The sequence below is a fragment of the Streptomyces sp. AHU1 genome, from assembly GCF_045343905.1.
Taxonomy (GTDB): domain Bacteria; phylum Actinomycetota; class Actinomycetes; order Streptomycetales; family Streptomycetaceae; genus Streptomyces; species Streptomyces triticiradicis.
In genome coordinates this window covers 4,989,676-5,010,110 of the sequence record NZ_CP174283.1, presented here as the reverse complement: position 1 = coordinate 5,010,110, position 20,435 = coordinate 4,989,676, and the positions used below count along the sequence as shown (strand labels likewise).

Sequence of the window (20,435 nt, the reverse complement as noted above, 5' to 3'; positions counted from 1 at the left end):
CCGGCCGGGGCGGCCCCTCCACGTGGTTCCACGGGCGCCCGGGAAGCGGGCGGCCGGTCCGGGCCCTGGAGCCGGGAGGCTAACCCAGCTTCGAGACGTCCCGCACCGCGCCCTTGTCCGCGCTCGTCGCCATCGCCGCGTAGGCGCGCAGGGCGGCGCTGACCTTGCGGTCGCGGTCGGCGGGGGCGTAGACGCCGTTCAGGGCCTCTCGGCGGGCCGCCAGCTCCTCGTCGGACACGAGCAGCTCGATCGAGCGGTTCGGGATGTCGATGCGGATGCAGTCGCCGTCCTCGACGAGGGCGATCGTGCCGCCGGAGGCCGCCTCGGGGGAGGCGTGGCCGATCGACAGGCCCGACGTGCCGCCGGAGAAGCGGCCGTCGGTGATCAGGGCGCAGGTCTTGCCGAGGCCGCGGCCCTTGAGGAACGAGGTCGGGTAGAGCATCTCCTGCATGCCGGGGCCGCCCTTGGGGCCCTCGTAGCGGATGACCACGACGTCGCCGTGCGTGATCTGCTTCTTGAGGATCTTGTCGACGGCCTCTTCCTGGGACTCGCAGACGACCGCGGGGCCCTCGAAGGTCCAGATGGACTCGTCGACGCCGGCCGTCTTCACGACGCAGCCGTCGACGGCCAGGTTGCCCTTGAGGACCGCGAGGCCGCCGTCCTTGGAGTAGGCGTGCTCGGCGGAGCGGATGCAGCCGCCCTCGGCGTCCTCGTCGAGGGCTTCCCAGCGCTCGGACTGGGAGAAGGCCTCGGAGGAGCGGACGCAGCCGGGGGCCGCGTGCCACAGTTCGACCGCCTCGGGCGAGGGGGAGCCGGCGCGCACGTCCCAGGTCTTCAGCCAGTCGGAGAGGGACGGGCTGTGGACCGAGTGGACGTCCTCGTTCAGGAGGCCCGCGCGGTGCAGTTCGCCCAGCAGGGCGGGGATGCCGCCGGCGCGGTGGACGTCCTCCATGTAGTACGTGCGGTCCTTGGCGACGTTCGGGGCGACCTTGGCGAGGCACGGCACCCGGCGCGAGACCTCGTTGATCTCGTCCAGACCGAAGGGCACGCCGGCCTCCTGGGCGGCGGCCAGCAGGTGCAGGATCGTGTTGGTGGAGCCGCCCATGGCGATGTCGAGCGCCATGGCGTTCTCGAAGGCCGCGTGGGTGGCGATGTTGCGCGGCAGGACCGACTCGTCGTCCTGGTCGTAGTAGCGGCGCGTGATGTCGACGACCGTGCGGGCCGCGTCCTCGTACAGGCCCCTGCGGGCGGTGTGGGTGGCGAGGACCGAGCCGTTGCCCGGCAGGCTCAGACCGATGGCCTCGGTCAGGCAGTTCATCGAGTTGGCGGTGAACATGCCGGAACAGGAGCCGCAGGTCGGACAGGCGTTCTCCTCGATGCGGAGGATGTCCTCGTCCGAGATCTTGTCGTTCACGGCGTCGGAGATCGCGTCGACCAGGTCGAGGGTGCGGACCGTGCCGTCGACCAGGGTCGCGCGGCCGGACTCCATCGGGCCGCCGGAGACGAAGACCGTCGGGATGTTCAGGCGCAGGGCGGCCATCAGCATGCCGGGCGTGATCTTGTCGCAGTTCGAGATGCAGATCAGGGCGTCGGCGCAGTGCGCCTCGACCATGTACTCCACCGAGTCCGCGATCAGGTCGCGGGAGGGCAGGGAGTACAGCATGCCGCCGTGGCCCATCGCGATGCCGTCGTCGACGGCGATCGTGTTGAACTCGCGGGCGATGCCGCCGGCGGCCGTGATGGCCTCGCTGACGATCCGGCCGACGGGCTGGAGGTGGGTGTGACCCGGCACGAACTCCGTGAAGGAGTTGGCGACCGCGATGATCGGCTTCCGTCCGATGTCCGCGCCCGGTACACCGGAGGCACGCATAAGGGCGCGTGCGCCCGCCATGTTGCGGCCGTGGGTGACTGTGCGGGACCTCAGCTCGGGCATCGTCGCTCGCTCCTTCGGAGAATCAGGACTGGAGTCGAGCGTACGCCGGTGCTCCAGGATCCGGACAGGCTGTCCGCATCCCGGGACATATGTCTCGCCCAGCGGCTGTTCCGGTACGGCGTCCGCGCACGTCGGCCGCGTTCACCGGGATGGGGCCGCCCCGGCGGCGGCCCCACTCGCTCATGGGTTCGTCAGGTGGCCCTGCACCACGGGCGCGACCCGGGTCACGATGCGCTCCACGTCCGCCGAGGCCAGCGGCTCGACCTTGATCACGTAGCGCAGCATCGCGACCCCGACCAGCTGGGCCGCCGCGAGCTCCGCGCGCAGTTCCGCGTCCGGTACGTCGAGCCGGCCCGCGATGCGGCGCAGCAGCTGGGCGGCGACGAGACGGCGGAAGACGGCGGCCGCGGTGTCGTTGTTCACCGCGGAGCGGACGATCGCGAGCAGCGGGGTACGGCTCGTGGGGTTCTCCCAGATGCCGAGGACGAAGCGGGTCAGGCGCTCGCCGACACCGTCCAGGGGACCCTCGACGATCTTCTCGGGCGCGTCGAGCGCGGGGGCGAAGGCGACCTCGATGGCCGCCTCGAAGACCTGTTCCTTGGTGCCGAAGTAGTGGTGCACGAGGGCCGAGTCCACTCCGGCGGACTTGGCGATGCCGCGGACCGACGTCTTCTCGTAGCCGCGCTCGGAGAACTCCTCGCGGGCCGCCGCGAGGATGCGGTCGCGGGTGGCGGGGCCCGCCTCGGTCTGCGTACGGGTGGGGCGTCCCCGGCCTCGGCGGGGGGCGGCGTCCATCATCCGCGGGGCACCTTCACCGCGGAGGCGAGGTGGAGCCGGGTGAAGGCGAGGGCCTCGGCGAGGTCGGCCTCGCGCTCCGCGCTGGACATCGCGCGGCGGGTGTTGACCTCGATGACGACGTGGCCGTCGAAACCGGACAGCGCGAGGCGGTCCAGGAGTTCGGCGCAGGGCTGGACGCCGCGGCCCGGCACCAGGTGCTCGTCCTTGTTGGAGCCGTTGCCGTCGGCGAGGTGGACGTGTCCGAGGCGGTCGCCCATGCGGTCGATCATCTGCAGGGCGTCGGTGCGGGCGGTCGCGGTGTGGCTGAGGTCGATCGTGAAGTGCCGGTAGTCGTCCTTCGTCACGTCCCAGTCGGGGGCGTACGCGAGCATCTCGCGGTCGCGGTAGCGCCAGGGGTACATGTTCTCGACGGCGAACCGCACGTCCGTCTCGTCGGCCATGCGCCAGATCCCGGAGACGAAGTCACGGGCGTACTGGCGCTGCCAGCGGAACGGGGGGTGGACCACGACGGTGCTCGCGCCGAGCTTCTCGGCGGCGGCCTTCGCGCGCTGGAGCTTGGTCCACGGGTCGGTGGACCAGACCCGCTGGGTGATCAGCAGACAGGGCGCGTGAACGGCGAGGATCGGCATCCGGTGGTAGTCGCTGAGGCGGCGCAGCGCGTCGATGTCCTGGCTGACGGGGTCGGTCCACACCATGACCTCGACGCCGTCGTATCCGAGGCGCGCGGCGATCTCGAAGGCCGTCGCGGTCGACTCCGGGTACACGGAGGCCGTGGACAGCGCGACCTTCGCATCCGGGATCCGCACGACTGGTTCTGCCACGAGGGACAGCGTACGGGGTGCCTCCGGCGGTTGGGCGGGGGTGGCGAGCCCGGCCGGGGGCCGCTGTTCGCCCCCTTCGGAGGGTGACCGGCCTCCGGCCCGGGAGGCGGGCGGGGGCTCCGGCCTGGGACGCTCGGGCCCGCGGCCGGGGGTGGGGCTCGGCTCCCGGTCGCGGGGGTGGGGGCTGGGGCCGGGCTGCGCTTGTGATCGATGCCACGGCCCTGCCGGGCGTTCCCGGGGCGCCCTGTCGCCGTTGGAGCTTGTGTCGGTGGGCGGCTTCCCCCCTGCGGGGGGCTGGGCGCGCCGTTCCTCGCGCCCCTTCCGGGCGCCTGCCCCCCCCGGGCGTTCCCAAGGGACCCGCGGGGCGGCGCCCCATCACCGTGGGGGCGGGACCAGTGGGCGGCTTCCCCTTGCGAGGGGCTGGGCGCGCCGTTCCCCGCGCCCCTTCACGGCGACTCGCCCCCGGACGTTCCCAAGGGACCCGCGGGGCGGCGCCCCATCACCGTGGGGGCGGGACCAGTGGGCGGCTTCCCCTTGCGAGGGGCTGGGCGCGCCGTTCCCCGCGCCCCTTCAGGGCGACTCGCCTCCGGACGTTCCGAAGGCCCCTGCGCCGGGCAGCCCATCGCCGTTGGGGCTTGTGTCGGTGGGCGGCTTTCCCCTGCGGGGGCTGGGCGCGCCGTTCCCCGGGCCCCTTCCGGGCGCTCGGTCCCTCTTCTTCTACTCCGATGCCATGTGGTCCAGGCGGCGCAGGATGACGCCCTCGCGCAGGGCCCAGGGGCAGATCTCCAGGGTCTCGACGCCGAACAGGTCCATGGCGGCCTCGGCGACCAGGGCGCCCGCGAGGAGCTGGCCGGAGCGGCCCGGGGAGACGCCCGGCAGCTCGGCCCGTTCGTCGGCCGTCATGGACGCGAGGCGGGGGACCCAGTCCTCCAGGGAGCGGCGCTTGAGCTCGCGCTGGACGTACGGGCCGTCGGCGGAGCGGGCGGCGCCGGCCAGCCGGGCGAGCTGCTTGAACGTCTTGGAGGTGGCGACCACGTGGTCCGGGGTGCCGAGGCGGCTGAACTCCCCGACCGTCCGGGCTATCTCGGCCCGTACGTGCCGGCGCAGCGCCCGCACGTCCGCCGGGTCCGCCGGATCGGCGGGCAGCCAGCCCGCGGTCAGCCGGCCGGCACCGAGCGGCAGCGACACCGCGGCGTCCGGCTCCTCGTCCATCCCGTACGCGATCTCCAGGGAGCCGCCGCCGATGTCGAGGACGAGGAGCTTGCCCGCCGACCAGCCGAACCAGCGGCGGGCCGCCAGGAAGGTGAGCCGCGCCTCCTCGGCGCCGGTGAGGACCTGCAGCTCGACGCCGGTCTCGGCCTTCACCCGGGCGAGGACCTCGTCGGCGTTGCCGGCCTCGCGCACGGCCGACGTCGCGAACGGCAGCAGGGCCTCGACGCCCTTGTCCTCGGCGGCCTCCAGGGCGTCCTGGACCGTTTCGATCAGCTTGTCGACGCCTTCGGGGCCGATCGCCCCGCTCGCGTCGAGCAGTTGGGCGAGCCGCAGATCGGCCTTGTGCGAGTGCGCGGGCAGCGGGCAGGCGCCGGGGTGTGCGTCCACCACCAGCAGATGCACCGTGTTCGAACCCACGTCGAGGACACCGAGTCTCATGTACGGAACGCTACTGCCCACACGCCGGTTCCCGTGGAGCGGGGCGAAAGCCCACGTCGAACGGTTACCTGCGTGGTACTGCGGGGGACGTCCCCGGAGCGGTCCGAAGCGACTTACCCTGGACGCGTGCCAAAGACGAAAAAGGCGAAGTCCGACAAATCAGCCACGGACTCTGCGCGGGCGAAGGCCACCAAGTCCCAGAAGCCCGCGAAGAAGAGCGACGAGAAGGGCCTCGACTTCGCTCGCGCGTGGGTGGAGTTCCCCGACCCTGCCGATGACGAGCAGGTGTTCCGGTGCGATCTGACCTGGCTGACCTCTCGGTGGAACTGCATCTTCGGGAGCGGCTGCCAGGGCATCCAGGCGGGCCGCGCCGACGACGGCTGCTGCACGCTGGGGGCGCACTTCTCCGACGAGGACGACGAGAAGCGGGTGGCCGAGCACGTGGCCCGGCTCACACCGGAGATCTGGCAGCACCACGACGTGGGCGTGGAGACGGGCTGGGTGTCCGAGGACGAGGACGGCGACCGCCAGACCCGCCCCTACGAGGGCTCCTGCATCTTCCAGAACCGTCCCGGCTTCGCCGGCGGCGCGGGCTGCTCGCTGCACATCCTGGCCGTCAAGGAGGGACGCGAGCCGCTCGAGACCAAGCCGGACGTCTGCTGGCAGCTGCCCGTGCGCCGTACGTACGAATGGATCGACCGGCCCGACGACACCCGGGTGCTCCAGGTCTCCATCGGCGAGTACGACCGCCGCGGCTGGGGGCCGGGCGGCCACGACCTGCACTGGTGGTGCACGTCGGCGACCTCGGCACACGGCGCCGGCGACCCGGTGTACGTCTCGTACCGTCCGGAGCTGATCGAGCTGATGGGCAAGGCGGGGTACGACCGTCTGGCCCAGCTGTGCGAGGAGCGGCTGGCCTCGCGGCTGCCGCTGGTGGCGCCCCATCCCGCGGATCCGGTGGACTGAGTCCGGGTCCGGGTCCCGCGGGCGGCGGCTCGGTCCCTACGGCGTGCCCGGGTCGCCGCTGTCGCCCGGCGGCGGTGACGAGGTGCCCGGGTCCGGGGAGGGCGGGTCGGTGACGGTGGCCGTCGGCGTCGGGTCGGGCGGGGTCGGGGACGGGTCCTGGCTGCTGGGGGTCGCGGCCGGGGTGGAGACCTGCCCCGAGGGGGTCGGGACGCTCGTGGTGGGGGCCGGTTTCCCGCCGGGGCGGGACGGGCCCGCCTTCCCGTACCCGGTGATCGTGACCACCGCGCCCGCCGGGGCGATCGCCACCCGCGCGGTCCAGCGGCCCGCCGGCTCGCGAAGGTGATCGACGTGCACCCTGACCGTCAGTGACTCGCCCGGATCGAGCGTTCCCGAGGACCGGCTGAGGTAGAGCCAGGACGCGCCGGTGCGCGCGGACCAGCGGACCGGGGCGCTGCCGGACGCGGTCAGCCTGATCAGGGTCGTGTCACCGCTGGTTCCGGCCGCCACCGACAGGTGTCCCGGGGTGGTCCCGCGGGCGCTGACGACCTCGACGGACACGTCCGACGAGCCGGGACCCCCGGTGAAGCGGGAGCCGGGGCCCGCGCTGGCGTTCCCGGCGTTCTCGTAGCCCGCCCGTCCGCCGTCCAGGCCCTCGGGGTCCTGGGCCTCGCTGGTGCTGGCCGGGCGGCCGTCCACGCCCTCCCCGGCCAGGGGCGCGCCCCGGTACGCGGCCCACAGGGCGAGAACGGGGGCGGCGACGACGGTGGCGACGATGGTCGTCGTGACGGCACGCGCGCGCAGGCGGTCCCTCCGGGCAGCGTGGTCCTTGGGGTCCATCGGGAAGCCGCGCCGGTCGAAGCGCGGAGCACTGCCCCGCGCGCGGGGGGCGTGCGCCATCGCGGAGCACAGGGCCGCGTGCGGGGCCTGGAGCACGGGGAGCGCCGCGGGCGTGACGCTGGTGCCGGGCCAGGCGCCGGGCACCGCGCGCTCGGCGGCACGGCGGCAGCGCGGGCAGTCGTCGACGTGCCGGACCAGCTCGCCGCGCAGGGTGCTGCTCAGCACGAGCCTGCTGTCGCCGGTGAGCCGGGCGACGCTGGGGCAGGCGCCGGTCTCCACGACGGCGAGGGCCGTGCGGGTGCGTTCGACCTCGCAGGCGGCGGAGGCGAGCAGCTCGCGCGCGACGGCGAGGTCCATGCCGAGGACGGCGGCGACCTCGTGGGCGGCGAGCTGGTGGCGCACCGCGAGTTCGAGCGCCTCGCGCTGCTCCGGGGTGGTCCCGGCGGCCTCCGGCCAGGCCAGCAGGGAGAGTTCGCGGCGACGGTGGTCCTGGACCTCCTCGGGCACGGGAACGGCGCTCAGCGCCTCGGCCGCGCGCCGGTCGGCGGCGGCCTTGCGCGCCCCTTCGAGGGCGGCCTCTCCGCGGGTCCCCCTCGACGCGCCCTGATGACCGTTCCGGCGGGGGGTGTGCCGCGCGGAGGCGTGCGCCGCCTGCCGTCTGCGCCGGGCTTCCGTGAGCTTGCGCAGACAGGCCCAGCGCGCGAGCGCGTAGAGCCAGGCCCTGCGGTCGCCGGCGGCCTCCGGTCCGCGCGGACCGCGCCGCTCGGCGAGGGCGAGGGCGTCCCCCAGGGCGGCGGTGGCCGCGTCGTGGTCGCACAGCACGGACAGGCAATAGGTGAACAGACCGTCCAGATAGGGCTCGTAACGCGCGGGGGGACGCTGGACCAGGGCGCGGGAGGTGGCGCCGCGGGGCGCGGCCGCCCGTTTGCGCGCGGCTCCGTGCGCCCGGCGTGCGCCAGTGGTGTGCGTGGAGGTCTCCGGACTGCTGCTCATCACCCGTGCGACCGTAGGTGCCCGGGGCCAGCACCTCCCTGCACCTTGAGCACATTTAATCCGTACGGGTGAAACGATCCCTCATAAGGGGACAGGAGTCTTCGACCTCTGGCCTGGGCCGTCACGGGCGGCGATGGCGGTCCATGGCAGATGGGGGCGGCGACGGCTCCGCGCGGGACCCGGTCGCGCGGGGGTGCCGGAACGGGACACGGGGCCGGGGCCGGATGAGGGCGTGCCGTCGCGTGCCGGGGCCGGGCGGGGGCGTGCCGGGTTGTCAGTGGCTCCGGTTACGGTTCGGTCATGGCTGCCCGTACGAAATCCGCGAAGGACCGGCCGTCCTACCGCTGCACCGAGTGCGGCTGGCAGACGGCCAAATGGCTCGGCCGCTGCGCCGAGTGCCAGGCATGGGGAACGGTCGAGGAGTACGGCGCGCCCGCCGTCCGTACGACGGCTCCGGGGCGGGTCACCACGTCCGCGCTGCCCATCGGACAGGTCGACGGCCGCCAGGCCGCCGCCCGCAGCACCGGCGTGCCCGAGCTGGACCGCGTCCTCGGCGGCGGTCTCGTGCCCGGGGCCGTCGTCCTCCTCGCGGGCGAGCCCGGCGTCGGCAAGTCCACCCTCCTGCTGGACGTGGCGGCCAAGTCGGCGAGTGACGAACACCGCACCCTGTACGTGACGGGTGAGGAGTCGGCCAGCCAGGTGCGGCTGCGCGCTGACCGCATCAAGGCGATCGACGACCACCTCTACCTCGCCGCGGAGACCGACCTGGCGGCCGTCCTCGGCCACTTGGACGCGGTGAAGCCCTCCCTGCTCATCCTGGACTCCGTCCAGACCGTCGCCTCCCCGGAGATCGACGGCGCGCCCGGCGGCATGGCCCAGGTCCGGGAGGTGGCGGGCGCGCTCATCCGCGCCTCCAAGGAACGCGGCATGTCCACCCTGCTCGTGGGCCACGTCACCAAGGACGGCGCGATCGCCGGCCCCCGGCTGCTCGAACACCTCGTGGACGTCGTCCTGTCCTTCGAGGGCGACCGGCACGCGCGGCTGAGGCTCGTGCGAGGGGTCAAGAACCGCTACGGGACGACGGACGAGGTCGGCTGCTTCGAGCTGCACGACGAGGGCATCACCGGGCTCGCCGACCCCTCGGGGCTCTTCCTGACGCGCCGCGCCGAGCCCGTCCCCGGCACCTGCCTGACCGTCACGCTCGAGGGCCGCCGTCCCCTGGTCGCCGAGGTCCAGGCGCTCACCGTCGACTCCCAGATCCCCTCCCCGCGCCGTACGACATCCGGCCTGGAGACCTCCCGCGTCTCGATGATGCTCGCCGTCCTGGAGCAGCGCGGCCGGATCAGCGCCCTCGGCAAGCGGGACATCTACTCGGCGACCGTCGGCGGTGTGAAGCTCTCCGAGCCCGCCGCGGACCTCGCCGTCGCGCTCGCGCTGGCGTCCGCCGCCAGTGACGTCCCGCTCCCCAAGAACCTCGTGGCGATCGGCGAGGTGGGGCTCGCGGGCGAGGTCAGACGGGTCACGGGGGTCCAGCGGCGACTGGCCGAGGCCCACCGTCTGGGCTTCACCCACGCCCTCGTACCGACCGATCCGGGCAAGGTTCCCGCCGGTATGAAGGTCCTGGAAGTGGCCGACATCGGCGCGGCCCTGAGTGTCCTTCCGCGCTCGCGTCGCAGAGAGGCCCCACGGGACGAGGAGCCGCGCCGGTAGACTTTGCCCTGGTCTCGCCCGTCCGTACGAAACGAGGGCGACCGAAAACCTGCGACCGGAGGAGTGCAGTGGCAGCCAACGACCGGGCAGCAGCTCCCGGAAAGTCCGGCGGGAGCTCCGGTGCCGATGGCCTGATGCGCGCCTCACTGAGCGCCGTGGCACCCGGCACGGCACTGCGCGACGGGCTGGAACGGATCCTCCGCGGCAACACCGGCGGACTCATCGTGCTCGGCTCCGACAAGACCGTCGAAGCGATGTGCACGGGTGGATTCGTCCTGGATGTCGAGTTCACCGCGACCCGTCTGCGCGAGCTGTGCAAGCTCGACGGCGGCATCGTGCTCGACAAGGACATCACCAAGATCCTCCGGGCGGGTGTGCAGCTGGTGCCCGACCCGACGATCCCGACGGAGGAGACGGGCACCCGGCACCGCACCGCGGACCGGGTGAGCAAGCAGGTCGGCTTCCCCGTCGTCTCGGTCTCCCAGTCGATGCGCCTGATCGCGCTGTACGTCGACGGTCACCGCCGCGTCCTGGAGGACTCCGCCGCGATCCTCTCCCGCGCCAACCAGGCCCTCGCGACCCTGGAGCGCTACAAGCTCCGCCTGGACGAGGTCGCGGGAACGCTGTCGGCGCTGGAGATCGAGGACCTCGTCACCGTCCGGGACGTCTCCGCGGTCGCCCAGCGCCTGGAGATGGTGCGCCGCATCGCCACCGAGATCGCCGAGTACGTCGTGGAACTGGGCACCGACGGGCGGCTGCTGACCCTCCAGCTCGACGAGCTGATCGCCGGTGTCGAGCCCGACCGCGAGCTGGTCGTCCGGGACTACGTGCCCGAGCCCACCGCCAAGCGTTCCCGCACGGTCGACGAGGCGCTGTCCGAGCTGGACGCGCTCTCCCACGCCGAGCTCCTCGAACTGTCCACGGTGGCGAAGGCGTTGGGGTACACCGGCTCCCCCGAGGCGCTCGACTCCGCGGTCTCCCCGCGCGGCTTCCGCCTCCTCGCCAAGGTGCCGCGGCTGCCCGGCGCGATCATCGACCGGCTCGTGGAGCACTTCGGCGGGCTCCAGAAGCTGCTCGCCGCGAGCGTGGACGATCTCCAGACGGTCGACGGCGTGGGCGAGGCGCGGGCGCGCAGCGTCCGCGAGGGCCTGTCCCGTCTCGCGGAGTCGTCGATCCTGGAGCGTTACGTCTAAGCGTTACGTCCAGGAGCCCTCGTCACCGGGCCCCGGGTTCTCCGGACCCGGGTTCTCCGGACCCGGGTTCACCGGGTCCGCTCACCGGGCCCTGGGGCGCTCAGTCCTTGGACAGGACGAACGACGTCTGCGCCTTCGCCAGACCCGGCGCCTTCGCCTCGACCAGATAGGTGCCGGCGGGCGCCGAACCCGAAGGGGGCGTGGCGCACGCGGGGGCGCCGGGCTTGCGGTCCCACTTCACCGTGTGCACGGTCTGGCCGCCGGCCGGTACGCGGAAGAGGACGCCCGCCGCGTCCTTCGGGCAGTCGTCCGAGGCCCAGATGTCCTCGTCGCTCCCGGCCTGAGTGATCGTCAAGACCGTGTTCTTCGGGCCGAGATCGACCTTGCAGTCGCTGCCCGAGCTGTTCTTGGCGACGATCTCGATCTCGGGCTGCTCTCCGGGCGCGTAGGTGTTGCGCACGCTCTTGAGCGTCAACTTCACACTGCCCTGGGTGCAGTTGGGGACGGTGGAGCCGGCCGGGAGCCGGTCGGCCGCCCCGCCGCCGTTCTTGGCCCCGTCGTCGGAGCCGCCGCCGGTGCTCGCGCCGGAACCCGTGGAGCCGTCGCCCGAACCGCCGCCCGAGCCGTCACCGGAACCGCCGCCCGAGCCACCGCCGCTGTCGCTTCCGTCGTCGCCCGTGCCGCCGCCGCTGTCGGTGTCGCCGCTCGACTCGTCCCGCCCGCCCGGGTGTTGACTGATCGCGGGACCCGAGCCGGACGGTCCCGGCGTGATCGAGGAGGCGGGGTTCTTGCCGTTCGACCCGCCGGCGTCGTTGTCGCCACCGCCTCCGCGGGTGCCGACCACCCAGACGGTGAGGAGCGCCAACAGCCCTAGTACGGACAGCAGAACGGCCCTCCGACGCCAGTAGATGGTGGAGGGTAGCGGCCCGACCGGATTGCGCAGAGATCCCACGGCGCAAACTGTACGAGAGATCGGCCGCGTCACAGGCCCTACCCGCCGCCCCGGGACCAACTTTTCCGGATCATCATCCTGGCGGACATCCATTCCGGCGCCATGACGGCCGCCGGGTGCGGTCTTTCACCACCGCCCGCCCCGGCGTCGTCCCCGCATCCTCACCGTCGCATGGCAGGATCGATATCGCCATGACTGCACCCACCGAGCCCACCGGGCCCACCCGGAACACCTCCGGCGAGGACCTCCACGCCCCCGTCATCGACTGGTTCGACGAGCACGCCCGCGATCTGCCCTGGCGGCATCCCGATGCCGGCGCCTGGGCGGTGATGGTCAGCGAGTTCATGCTCCAGCAGACCCCGGTCAACCGCGTCCTGCCCGTGTACGAGCAGTGGCTGGCCCGCTGGCCGCGCCCCGCCGATCTGGCGAAGGACGCGCCCGGCGAGGCCGTCCGGGCCTGGGGCCGGCTCGGCTACCCGCGCCGCGCCCTGCGCCTGCACGGCGCCGCGGTGGCCATAACGGAACGGCACGGCGGCGACGTACCGACCGATCACGCACAGTTGCTGGCGCTGCCCGGCATCGGGGAGTACACGGCGGCGGCGGTCGCGTCGTTCGCGTACGGCCAGCGCCATCCCGTACTGGACACGAACGTCCGCAGGGTCTTCGCCCGCGCCGTCACCGGCGTGCAGTACCCGCCGAACGCCACCACGGCCGCCGAGCGCAGGCTCGCCCGCGCCCTGCTGCCCGAGGACGAGAGCACGGCCGCGCGCTGGGCCGCCGCGTCCATGGAGCTCGGCGCGCTGGTCTGCACGGCGAAGAACGAGACGTGCCACCGCTGCCCGATCGCCGAGCGGTGTGCGTGGCGGCTGGCCGGCAAGCCGGAGCACGACGGGCCGCCGCGCAAGGGACAGACGTACGCGGGCACGGACCGCCAGGTGCGCGGCAAGCTGCTGGCCGTCCTGCGGGAGGCGCACGTTCCGGTCCCCCAGGCCGCGCTGGACCGGGTGTGGGACGAGCCGGTGCAGCGGGGCCGCGCGCTCGACGGGCTCGTCGCCGACGGTCTGGTGGAGCCGCTCCCCGGCGGTCTGTATCGGCTCCCCCTGGCCTGACGCGGAGGACATCACCGGACAAACCACCGCGCAATGGCCTTTCTTCTTACCCCGTATCCATAGCCGTTACACAACCGACGGACAGCCGAGTGCTGGCCGCAGGCTGTCTCGGACAACCCCGTGACAACGCCTCCGTAGCTTCAGTGCCGTACCGCGGAAGCGCCGCTCGACCGGCGGCGGACAGGCAGCGGTTCGCAGGCTACGGACAACCGGCAGCAAGCGGGTCGGAAACGGGGACGGAGGCGGTTGATCATGGTGCACGGTGAGGTGCTCGAATTCGAGGAGTACGTCCGCACGCGGCAGGACGCGCTGCTGCGCAGCGCCCGTCGCCTGGTCCCCGACCCGGTCGACGCCCAGGACCTGCTCCAGACCGCGCTCGTGCGGACGTACGGCCGCTGGGAGGGCATCGCGGACAAGCGCCTCGCCGACGCCTATCTGCGCCGCGTGATGATCAACACGCGGACCGAGTGGTGGCGGGCCCGCAAGCTGGAGGAGGTGCCCACCGAGCAGCTGCCGGACGCGTGCGTGGAGGACGCCACCGAGCAGCACGCGGACCGCGCGCTGCTGATGGACATCATGAAGGTGCTGGCACCCAAGCAGCGCAGTGTGGTGGTGCTGCGACACTGGGAGCAGATGTCCACGGAGGAGACGGCCGCCGCGCTCGGCATGTCGGCCGGAACGGTCAAGAGCACGCTGCACCGGGCGCTGGCCCGGCTCCGCGAGGAGCTGGAGAGCCGCGACCTGGACGCCCGCGCGCTCGAACGTGAGGAGCGGGAGCGTTGCGCGGCCTAGGAGTCCGGGGCAGAACGGCCCTGAAGGCGGGGAGTTCGGCGGTGGCCGGGCTCACCGCCCTCGGCCTTTTCCTGACCGCGTGCGCCACCGGCGGCACCGGTGCCCGCGACGAGGGTCCGGCGGGCGGCGACGCGGTCGCCAAGGGCAGCATCAAGCCCGTCGTCTCCGGTTCGCCCTCCAGGACGCCCGAGCGCGTGGACGCGGTCGGGATCGTCAAGGGCGACCCAACGGTCAGCGCCGCGGTCAAGCGCGATCTGAAGCCGTGCGTCGCCGACGAGTACCCGGTCGACGTGTCGTACGGGGACCTGACCGGCGGGCCCGCGAACGACATCGTGATCAACGTGATGACCTGTGCCGACGCCGTGGGTGTCGGCAGCTACGTCTATCGCGAGGAGAACGGCCGGTACCAGAATGTCTTCAAGGCCGAGGAGCCCCCGGTCTACGCAGAGATCGACCGGGGCGACCTGGTGGTCACCCAGCAGCTGTACGCGAAGGGCGACCCGGTGTCGTACCCCTCCAGCGAGGAAGTGATCACCTACGGCTGGTCCGTGACACGCTTCGTCGAGCGGTCCCGGATACACAACGACTACAGCAACGCGGTGGGCGGCTCCAACCCGCCCGCCCCGGAAGCGAACTGAACGGGCGGAGCAGCTGGATGGCAGAGCAGACCCACGTCCTGTTCGTCGAGGACGACGACGTCATCCGCGAGGCCACGCAACTCGCCCTGGAGCGCGACGGCTTCGCGGTCACGGCCATGCCCGACGGGCTCTCCGGCCTGGAGGCGTTCCGCGCCGACCGCCCCGACATCGCCCTGCTGGACGTGATGGTCCCCGGGCTCGACGGCGTCTCGCTGTGCCGTCGCATCCGCGACGAGTCGACCGTGCCGGTCATCATGGTGTCCGCGCGCGCCGACTCGATCGACGTCGTGCTCGGCCTGGAGGCCGGGGCCGACGACTACGTGACCAAGCCCTTCGACGGCGCCGTGCTGGTCGCCCGCATCCGCGCGGTGCTGCGCCGCTTCGGGCACGCGAGCGGGGGCGCGGCGGGCGAGGGTGCCGCTCCGGGGGAGGGCGGGGTGCTCGTCTTCGGTGACCTGGAGGTCGACACCGAGGGCATGGAGGTGACCCGGAGCGGTACGCCGGTGGCGCTGACGCCCACCGAGATGCGGCTGCTCCTGGAGTTCTCGTCCGCGCCGGGGACGGTGCTGAGCCGCGACAAGCTGCTGGAGCGGGTGTGGGACTACGGCTGGGGCGGGGACACCCGGGTGGTCGACGTCCATGTGCAGCGGCTGCGTACGAAGATCGGCCAGGACCGTATCGAGACGGTCCGCGGCTTCGGCTACAAGTTGAAGGCCTGAGCACGCCATGCGGGGAATGTTTCGGCGCTCGGCTCCGGGGAGATCCTCGGCCGCGGGGCGGGCACGGGTTCCGGGCGCACGCGCGGAGGCGGGGGGCGGTGTGAGCGGCGGTTCGCGCGCGGGAGCCGGTTTCGGCGGGGGCGAGATCCTCGGCCGGGACCCCGGCGGGGCCGGGCGGCCCGGCGCGGTCAGGGTCAGGGGCCGGAGGATCGGCATCGGCATCGACCGGGGCACGGATTCGGGTACGAGCATCCGCACGGGCATCCGCTGGAAGCTCAGCACGGCGATCGCCCTGGTCGGCGCGCTGGTCGCCGTCGCGCTGAGCCTGGTCGTGCACAACGCCGCCCGCGTCTCGATGCTGGACAACTCGCGCGACCTGGCCGACGAGCGCATCCAGCTCGCCCAGCGCATGTACGGGCCGGGCCGGCCGCCGCCGTTCGGGGCGAAGATAGACGACCCCTCCATTCCGTCGGACCTGATGGCGAAGGTCTCCGAGGGGCGGCGGGCGACCTACGTCTCCGACAGCCCGACCGGCGTGCCGGACATCTGGGCCGCCGTACCGCTCAGGAACGGCCAGGTGCTGTCCTGGCACGAGCGCTTCACGGACCGCAACGCGGACGTGATGAAGGACCTCGACCAGGCGCTGATCATCGGCTCCATCGCGGTCGTCTTCGGCGGCAGCGCGCTCGGGGTGCTCATAGGGGGCCAGTTGTCGCGCAGGCTGCGCAAGGCGGCGGCCGCGGCGAACCGGGTCGCCAAGGGCGAGCCGGACGTCCGGGTGCGGGACGCGATCGGCGGTGTCGTGCTCGACGAGACCGACGACCTCGCGCGGGCCGTGGACGCCATGGCCGACGCGCTCCAGCAGCGCCTCGAGGCCGAGCGCCGGGTGACCGCCGACATCGCCCACGAACTGCGCACCCCGGTGACCGGACTGCTCACGGCGGCCGAGCTCCTGCCGCCCGGCCGCCCCACCGAACTCGTACGGGACCGCGCGCAGGCCATGCGCACGCTCGTCGAGGACGTCCTGGAGGTCGCCCGGCTCGACGGGGCCTCCGAGCGGGCCGAGCTGCAGGACATCATGCTGGGCGAGTTCGTGTCCCGGCGGATCGCCGCCAAGGGAGCGGACGTCGAGGTCCGCGTGGTGCACGAGTCGGAGGTCACGACGGACCCGCGCCGGCTGGAGCGCGTCCTGCTCAACCTCCTGGCGAACGCGGCCCGGCACGGCAGGCCGCCCATCGAGGTCACCGTCGAGGGCCGTGTCATCCGTGTCCGCGACCACGGTCCGGGTTTCCCCGAGAAGCTCCTCGCCGAGGGGCCGAGCCGCTTCCGCACCGGCAGCACCGACCGTGCGGGCGACGGCCACGGCCTCGGCCTCACCATCGCCGCGGGCCAGGCCCGGGTACTCGGCGCACGGCTGACCTTCCGCAACGTACGGCCCATCGGGGCCCCCGACGGCGTACCCGCCGAGGGCGCGGTCGCGGTGCTGTGGCTGCCGGAGCACGCGCCGACGAACACCGGCAGCTATCCGATGCTGCAGGCGCCCGGGAAATAGCCGGGAGGCCCGGCCGCCGTGGTGGCGGCCGTCACCGCGCACAGGAGAAGGCCCCCGGGGCGGACGACGCCGGGGGCCTTCGTCGTGATGGTTCGGGGACCGGGAGGGCCGGTCCCGCGATCAGGTCAGACCGGCTCGGCGAGCGGGACCTGGGGTGCCTCGTCCGGCGCCCCGTCCTCGCCGGGCTTGGGAGCTCCCGCCCCCTTCAGCGGGACCTCCTTCACGAACACCGCCGCCACCAGCGCGAGCACGGCGACCGCGGAGCCGAGCAGGAACGCGGAGTGCGTACCGGCGGACACTGCGTGCTGGTAGGCGTCCCGGGCCGCGGCCGGCAGCTTCGCCAGGCTGGCCGCGTCGAGCTGCGCCGACCGCTCGGTCATCTTGGAGCCGAGCGCCCCGGCCCGCTCGGCCATGACGTCCTGCACCCGGTGGTTGAACAGCGCGCCCATGATGGCGACGCCGAACGACGAGCCGAGCGTGCGGAAGAGCGTGGTGGACGAGGACGCGACGCCCATGTCCTTCATCTCGACGCTGTTCTGTGCGACGAGCATCGTGATCTGCATCAGGCAGCCCATGCCCGCGCCGAGCACCGCCATGTAGAGGCCGGAGGTGAGGCGCGTGGTCTCGGTGTCCATCTGCGAGAGCAGGAACAGGCCGATGATCATCAGCACGCTGCCGACGAGCGGGAAGACCTTGTAGCGGCCGCTGTTGGTGGTGACGCGTCCGGCGACCATCGACACGGCGAGCATGGCGCCGAGCATGGGCAGGAGCAGCAGACCGGAGTTGGTGGCGGAGGCGCCCTGCACGGCCTGCTGGTACAGCGGGAGGAAGAGCACCGCGCCGAACATCACGAAGCCGGTGATGAAGCCGATCGTCGACATCAGCGTGAAGTTGCGGCTGCGGAAGATGTGCAGCGGCATGACCGGCGCGGCGGCCTTGGTCTGCCAGAAGACGAAGCCGACGAGGGCGGCGACGCCGATCCCGGTCAGCTCCATGATCCGCGCGGAGCCCCAGGCGTACTCGGTGCCGCCCCAGGTGGTGACGAGCACGATGGAGGAGATGCCGAGGGCGAGCAGAGCGGCGCCCAGGTAGTCGATCTTCGCCTGGACGCGCTTCTTCGGCAGGTGCAGCACGGTGGTGACGGCGACGAGCGCGACGGCGCCGAGCGGCAGGTTGATGTAGAAGGACCAGCGCCAGCCCCAGTGGTCGGTGATGGAACCGCCGACCAGCGGGCCGAGGATCATGGCGAAGGCCATCACGCCGGCCATCATGCCCTGGTACTTGCCGCGCTCGCGGGGCGGGATGAGGTCACCGATGATCGCCATGACGCCGACCATCAGACCGCCGGCGCCCAGGCCCTGGACGGCACGGAAGCCGATGAGCTGCCCCATGTCCTGGGCCATGCCGCTGAGCGCGGAGCCGATCAGGAAGATCACGATCGAGGTGAGGAAGGCGCCCTTGCGCCCGTACATGTCGCCGACCTTGCCCCAGATGGGGGTGGAGGCGGCGGTGGCGAGGGTGTAGCCGGTGACCACCCAGGAGAGGTGCTCCAGACCGCCCAGCTCGCCGACGATCGTCGGCATCGCGGTGCCCACGATCATGTTGTCCAGCATCGCGAGCATCATGGTGATCATGAGCGCCATCAGGATGACGCGCACGCTCCGCTGCTGTTTCTGGCCCTCGGCCGGTTTCCCGGCCTCTTCCGCGGCCGGTTCGGCCGCTTTCGTCTCGTCCGCCATCGTTTCCACTCCCCTGGGATTCCCTGCCGCCGTCCGGTACTTACTTGTCGACCGGCAAGCTGACTACACTCGGGAAAATAACCCGCAACTAGCCGGGCGTCAAGTAAGTAAGTCTAGCTTCCCCTGCCGGTCGACAGGTAAGTTTCAAGGGAGCGCGAGGCATACGAAGATGGGCGGCATCATGGACGGCACCAAGCGGCAGCGCCGGGGCGACACCCGGCAGCGCATCCAGGACGTAGCCCTCGAACTCTTCTCCGAGCAGGGCTACGAGAAGACCTCACTGCGCGAGATCGCCGAACACCTCGACGTCACCAAAGCGGCGCTCTACTACCACTTCAAGACCAAGGAAGAGATCCTCATCAGCATCTTCGAGGATCTGACGCGGCCGCTCGACGAACTGATCGAGTGGGGCGGGCAGCAGCCGCACACCCTGGAGACCAAGCAGGAAGTCCTGCGCCGGTACAGCAACGCCCTCGGCGGCGCGTCCCCGCTCTTCCGCTTCATGCAGGAGAACCAGGCGACGGTGCGCGAGCTGAGCGTCGGCGAGACCTTCAAGGACCGCATGATCAGCATGCTGGAGATCATCAAGGAGCCCGAGGCGGCGCTGACCGACCAGGTCCGCTGCATCAGCGCGCTCTTCACGATGCACGCCGGCATGTTCGTCCTGAAAGACGTCGAGGGCGACCCCGAGGACAAGCGCAAGGCCGTCCTGGAGGTCGCCATCGATCTGGTGACACAGGCTCACGGGGGCGCGGCGGCCCGCGGGGGCGAAGCCTCCTAGCCGCGCCTCCTGGCCGCCGGATTCCGTTCCGCGCACACAGGTAGAGCCCCGGCGCCTCTTCGGCGCCGGGGCTCGATCCCCTGTTCCACTCCGGCACTTCATGCCGGGACCGCGCACCGGATCACCGGCGCGGGGTGGGTCAGACGGTGACACCCATGCTGTGCAGGAACGCCACCGGGTTGACGGCCGAGCCGTAGTTCGGGGTCGTACGGATCTCGAAGTGCAGGTGCGGGCCACTGGAGTTGCCAGTGTTGCCGGACAGGGCTATGTGCTGACCGGTGCTGACGACCTGGCCGACGTGCACGTCGACGCGCGACAGGTGGGCGTACTGCGAGTACTTGCCGTTGGCGTGCTTGATGACGACGGCGTTGCCGTACGCCGGACCGTCACCGGCGCCGTTGGGGCCCGCCTTGACGACGGTGCCGCCGTGGGCGGCCATGACGTTGGTGCCGGTCGGCACGGCGAAGTCCTGGCCGGAGTGCTTGTGGGCCCACATGCCGCCGGCCTGGTTGAAGCTGGCGGACAGGGAGTACTTCGCGACCGGGTCGACCCAGGAGGCGGCCTTCTTCTTCGCGGCGGCCTTCTTGGCGACGGCCGCCTTGGTGGCGGCGACCTTCTTCGCGGTGGCGGCCTTGGCCTGGGCGGCGGCCTGGGTCTGCACCGCGTTGGCCACGGTGGCGCTGCTGCTGACGCCCGCTTCGGCGGCGGTCGCGACCCCTGCGCCCAGTGCGACCGAGGCTCCCAGGCTGACGGCCACGACGGCCGCCCGAGTGCGGACCAGGGACGTGAGGGACTTGCGGGACGTGACGCGCTTCGACATGAATACCTCGTGAGAACGGGGACGGGGGCTTGGAACAACCACTCCGGTGCGGTGCTGGCCACCGAGCGGGCCATTCATTGGTAACCCGGCCCCCCAGCCGCACTCAAACCCCCTATCTACGGTGCTAAGTAGTACTTAACCGCAAAACTTCCCGAACCTTGACACCTCGGACATCCGGCCGGGGATCTTGTCCGTTTGGCCCGGAAAGCAGGGTTTAACCCCACTTCAAACCCGTACACCCCTTGCCAAACATCCCTCACCCCATCAATTCGGATGACTCGCCGCCACCCCTCTCCACTCTGGGGCGAGTGTCCTTTTTGTCCGTTTTCGCATATCCACTATCCGCCCTAGTACCGTCCTGAACGCCTGTGCGTCATGTCACCGGGGCACCGGATCCGGGACCCCCTGAATGTGACGCGGGCTACGCTCCGG

The 20,435-nt window shown here is 72.1% G+C and carries 17 protein-coding genes; 9 read left to right on the top strand and 8 right to left on the bottom strand.

Translation table 11 applies throughout. The features are described from left to right. Positions 1-79: 79 nt before the first annotated feature. The 4 genes from ilvD to ACICHK_RS22340 form a co-directional block, all read right to left on the bottom strand. Positions 80-1,933: a dihydroxy-acid dehydratase gene (gene ilvD / locus ACICHK_RS22355; protein WP_406838284.1), complete on the bottom strand. Its 1,854-nt coding sequence runs from the start codon at positions 1,931-1,933 to the stop codon at positions 80-82. 180 nt (positions 1,934-2,113) lie between these two features. After that, positions 2,114-2,731, bottom strand: a complete 618-nt coding sequence (locus ACICHK_RS22350; protein WP_406838283.1) for a TetR family transcriptional regulator — start codon at positions 2,729-2,731, stop codon at positions 2,114-2,116. After that, positions 2,728-3,552: a sugar phosphate isomerase/epimerase gene (locus tag ACICHK_RS22345; protein WP_192582803.1), complete on the bottom strand. Its 825-nt coding sequence runs from the start codon at positions 3,550-3,552 to the stop codon at positions 2,728-2,730. Before ACICHK_RS22345 ends, ACICHK_RS22350 begins: the two co-directional genes overlap by 4 nt. Positions 3,553-4,269: 717 nt before the next feature. Next, positions 4,270-5,202, bottom strand: a complete 933-nt coding sequence (locus tag ACICHK_RS22340) for a Ppx/GppA phosphatase family protein (RefSeq protein ID WP_151474299.1) — start codon at positions 5,200-5,202, stop codon at positions 4,270-4,272. 126 nt (positions 5,203-5,328) lie between these two features. Here ACICHK_RS22340 and ACICHK_RS22335 point away from each other — a divergent pair, with 126 nt between their 5' ends. Then, positions 5,329-6,168 (top strand): hypothetical protein, encoded by an 840-nt coding sequence (locus ACICHK_RS22335; RefSeq protein ID WP_406838282.1) that lies wholly within the window; start codon positions 5,329-5,331, stop codon positions 6,166-6,168. A 36-nt stretch (positions 6,169-6,204) separates the two neighbouring features. Here the strand turns inward: ACICHK_RS22335 and ACICHK_RS22330 are convergent, their stop codons facing one another. After that, positions 6,205-8,001: a BACON domain-containing protein gene (locus ACICHK_RS22330; RefSeq protein ID WP_406838281.1), complete on the bottom strand. Its 1,797-nt coding sequence runs from the start codon at positions 7,999-8,001 to the stop codon at positions 6,205-6,207. 297 nt (positions 8,002-8,298) lie between these two features. Here ACICHK_RS22330 and radA point away from each other — a divergent pair, with 297 nt between their 5' ends. Then, complete coding sequence (gene radA, locus ACICHK_RS22325) at positions 8,299-9,708, top strand: DNA repair protein RadA (RefSeq protein ID WP_103552407.1); 1,410 nt, start codon at positions 8,299-8,301, stop codon at positions 9,706-9,708. 68 nt (positions 9,709-9,776) lie between these two features. Further along, positions 9,777-10,901 (top strand): DNA integrity scanning diadenylate cyclase DisA, encoded by a 1,125-nt coding sequence (disA, locus tag ACICHK_RS22320; RefSeq protein ID WP_103552408.1) that lies wholly within the window; start codon positions 9,777-9,779, stop codon positions 10,899-10,901. A gap of 100 nt (positions 10,902-11,001) precedes the next feature. Here disA and ACICHK_RS22315 read toward each other — a convergent pair whose 3' ends face one another. Beyond that, the gene (locus tag ACICHK_RS22315; RefSeq protein ID WP_406838280.1) at positions 11,002-11,853 is read right to left on the bottom strand and encodes a hypothetical protein; all 852 of its coding nucleotides are present in this window, start codon (positions 11,851-11,853) and stop codon (positions 11,002-11,004) included. 191 nt (positions 11,854-12,044) lie between these two features. Between ACICHK_RS22315 and ACICHK_RS22310 the strand changes: the two genes are divergently transcribed. The 5 genes from ACICHK_RS22310 (at position 12,045) to cseC (ending at position 16,663) form a co-directional block, all read left to right on the top strand. Beyond that, positions 12,045-12,962, top strand: a complete 918-nt coding sequence (locus tag ACICHK_RS22310) for an A/G-specific adenine glycosylase (RefSeq protein ID WP_406838279.1) — start codon at positions 12,045-12,047, stop codon at positions 12,960-12,962. Positions 12,963-13,214: 252 nt separating this feature from the next. Then, positions 13,215-13,754, top strand: coding sequence for a SigE family RNA polymerase sigma factor (locus ACICHK_RS22305; RefSeq protein ID WP_103552411.1), 540 nt, complete (start codon positions 13,215-13,217; stop codon positions 13,752-13,754). Between the two features lie 41 nt (positions 13,755-13,795). Continuing rightward, complete coding sequence (locus ACICHK_RS22300) at positions 13,796-14,392, top strand: hypothetical protein (protein ID WP_406838278.1); 597 nt, start codon at positions 13,796-13,798, stop codon at positions 14,390-14,392. Positions 14,393-14,409: 17 nt separating this feature from the next. Continuing rightward, complete coding sequence (gene cseB / locus ACICHK_RS22295) at positions 14,410-15,111, top strand: two-component system response regulator CseB (RefSeq protein WP_151474307.1); 702 nt, start codon at positions 14,410-14,412, stop codon at positions 15,109-15,111. Positions 15,112-15,118: 7 nt separating this feature from the next. After that, on the top strand, positions 15,119-16,663 hold the full coding sequence (gene cseC, locus ACICHK_RS22290; RefSeq protein WP_406838277.1) for a two-component system sensor histidine kinase CseC: 1,545 nt from the start codon (positions 15,119-15,121) through the stop codon (positions 16,661-16,663). Between the two features lie 125 nt (positions 16,664-16,788). Here cseC and ACICHK_RS22285 read toward each other — a convergent pair whose 3' ends face one another. Beyond that, positions 16,789-18,402, bottom strand: a complete 1,614-nt coding sequence (locus ACICHK_RS22285; protein WP_406838276.1) for an MDR family MFS transporter — start codon at positions 18,400-18,402, stop codon at positions 16,789-16,791. Positions 18,403-18,583: 181 nt separating this feature from the next. Here ACICHK_RS22285 and ACICHK_RS22280 point away from each other — a divergent pair, with 181 nt between their 5' ends. Next, entirely contained in the window at positions 18,584-19,183 is a 600-nt protein-coding gene (locus tag ACICHK_RS22280; protein ID WP_406838275.1) for a TetR/AcrR family transcriptional regulator, read from the top strand. Positions 19,184-19,322: 139 nt separating this feature from the next. Here the strand turns inward: ACICHK_RS22280 and ACICHK_RS22275 are convergent, their stop codons facing one another. Next, positions 19,323-20,003: a M23 family metallopeptidase gene (locus tag ACICHK_RS22275; protein ID WP_406838274.1), complete on the bottom strand. Its 681-nt coding sequence runs from the start codon at positions 20,001-20,003 to the stop codon at positions 19,323-19,325. Between the last annotated feature and the right edge of the window lie 432 nt (positions 20,004-20,435).

What these genes read in the sequence shown, in the direction of transcription:
- ilvD (WP_406838284.1), bottom strand. Translation starts at nt 1,933, where the DNA reads ATGCCCGAGCTGAGGTCCCGCACAGTCACCCACGGCCGCAACATGGCG.
- ACICHK_RS22350 (WP_406838283.1), bottom strand. Translation starts at nt 2,731, where the DNA reads ATGATGGACGCCGCCCCCCGCCGAGGCCGGGGACGCCCCACCCGTACG.
- ACICHK_RS22340 (WP_151474299.1), bottom strand. Translation starts at nt 5,202, where the DNA reads ATGAGACTCGGTGTCCTCGACGTGGGTTCGAACACGGTGCATCTGCTG.
- radA (WP_103552407.1), top strand. Translation starts at nt 8,299, where the DNA reads ATGGCTGCCCGTACGAAATCCGCGAAGGACCGGCCGTCCTACCGCTGC.
- ACICHK_RS22310 (WP_406838279.1), top strand. Translation starts at nt 12,045, where the DNA reads ATGACTGCACCCACCGAGCCCACCGGGCCCACCCGGAACACCTCCGGC.
- ACICHK_RS22305 (WP_103552411.1), top strand. Translation starts at nt 13,215, where the DNA reads ATGGTGCACGGTGAGGTGCTCGAATTCGAGGAGTACGTCCGCACGCGG.
- cseB (WP_151474307.1), top strand. Translation starts at nt 14,410, where the DNA reads ATGGCAGAGCAGACCCACGTCCTGTTCGTCGAGGACGACGACGTCATC.
- cseC (WP_406838277.1), top strand. Translation starts at nt 15,119, where the DNA reads ATGCGGGGAATGTTTCGGCGCTCGGCTCCGGGGAGATCCTCGGCCGCG.
- ACICHK_RS22285 (WP_406838276.1), bottom strand. Translation starts at nt 18,402, where the DNA reads ATGGCGGACGAGACGAAAGCGGCCGAACCGGCCGCGGAAGAGGCCGGG.
- ACICHK_RS22280 (WP_406838275.1), top strand. Translation starts at nt 18,584, where the DNA reads ATGGACGGCACCAAGCGGCAGCGCCGGGGCGACACCCGGCAGCGCATC.
- ACICHK_RS22275 (WP_406838274.1), bottom strand. Translation starts at nt 20,003, where the DNA reads ATGTCGAAGCGCGTCACGTCCCGCAAGTCCCTCACGTCCCTGGTCCGC.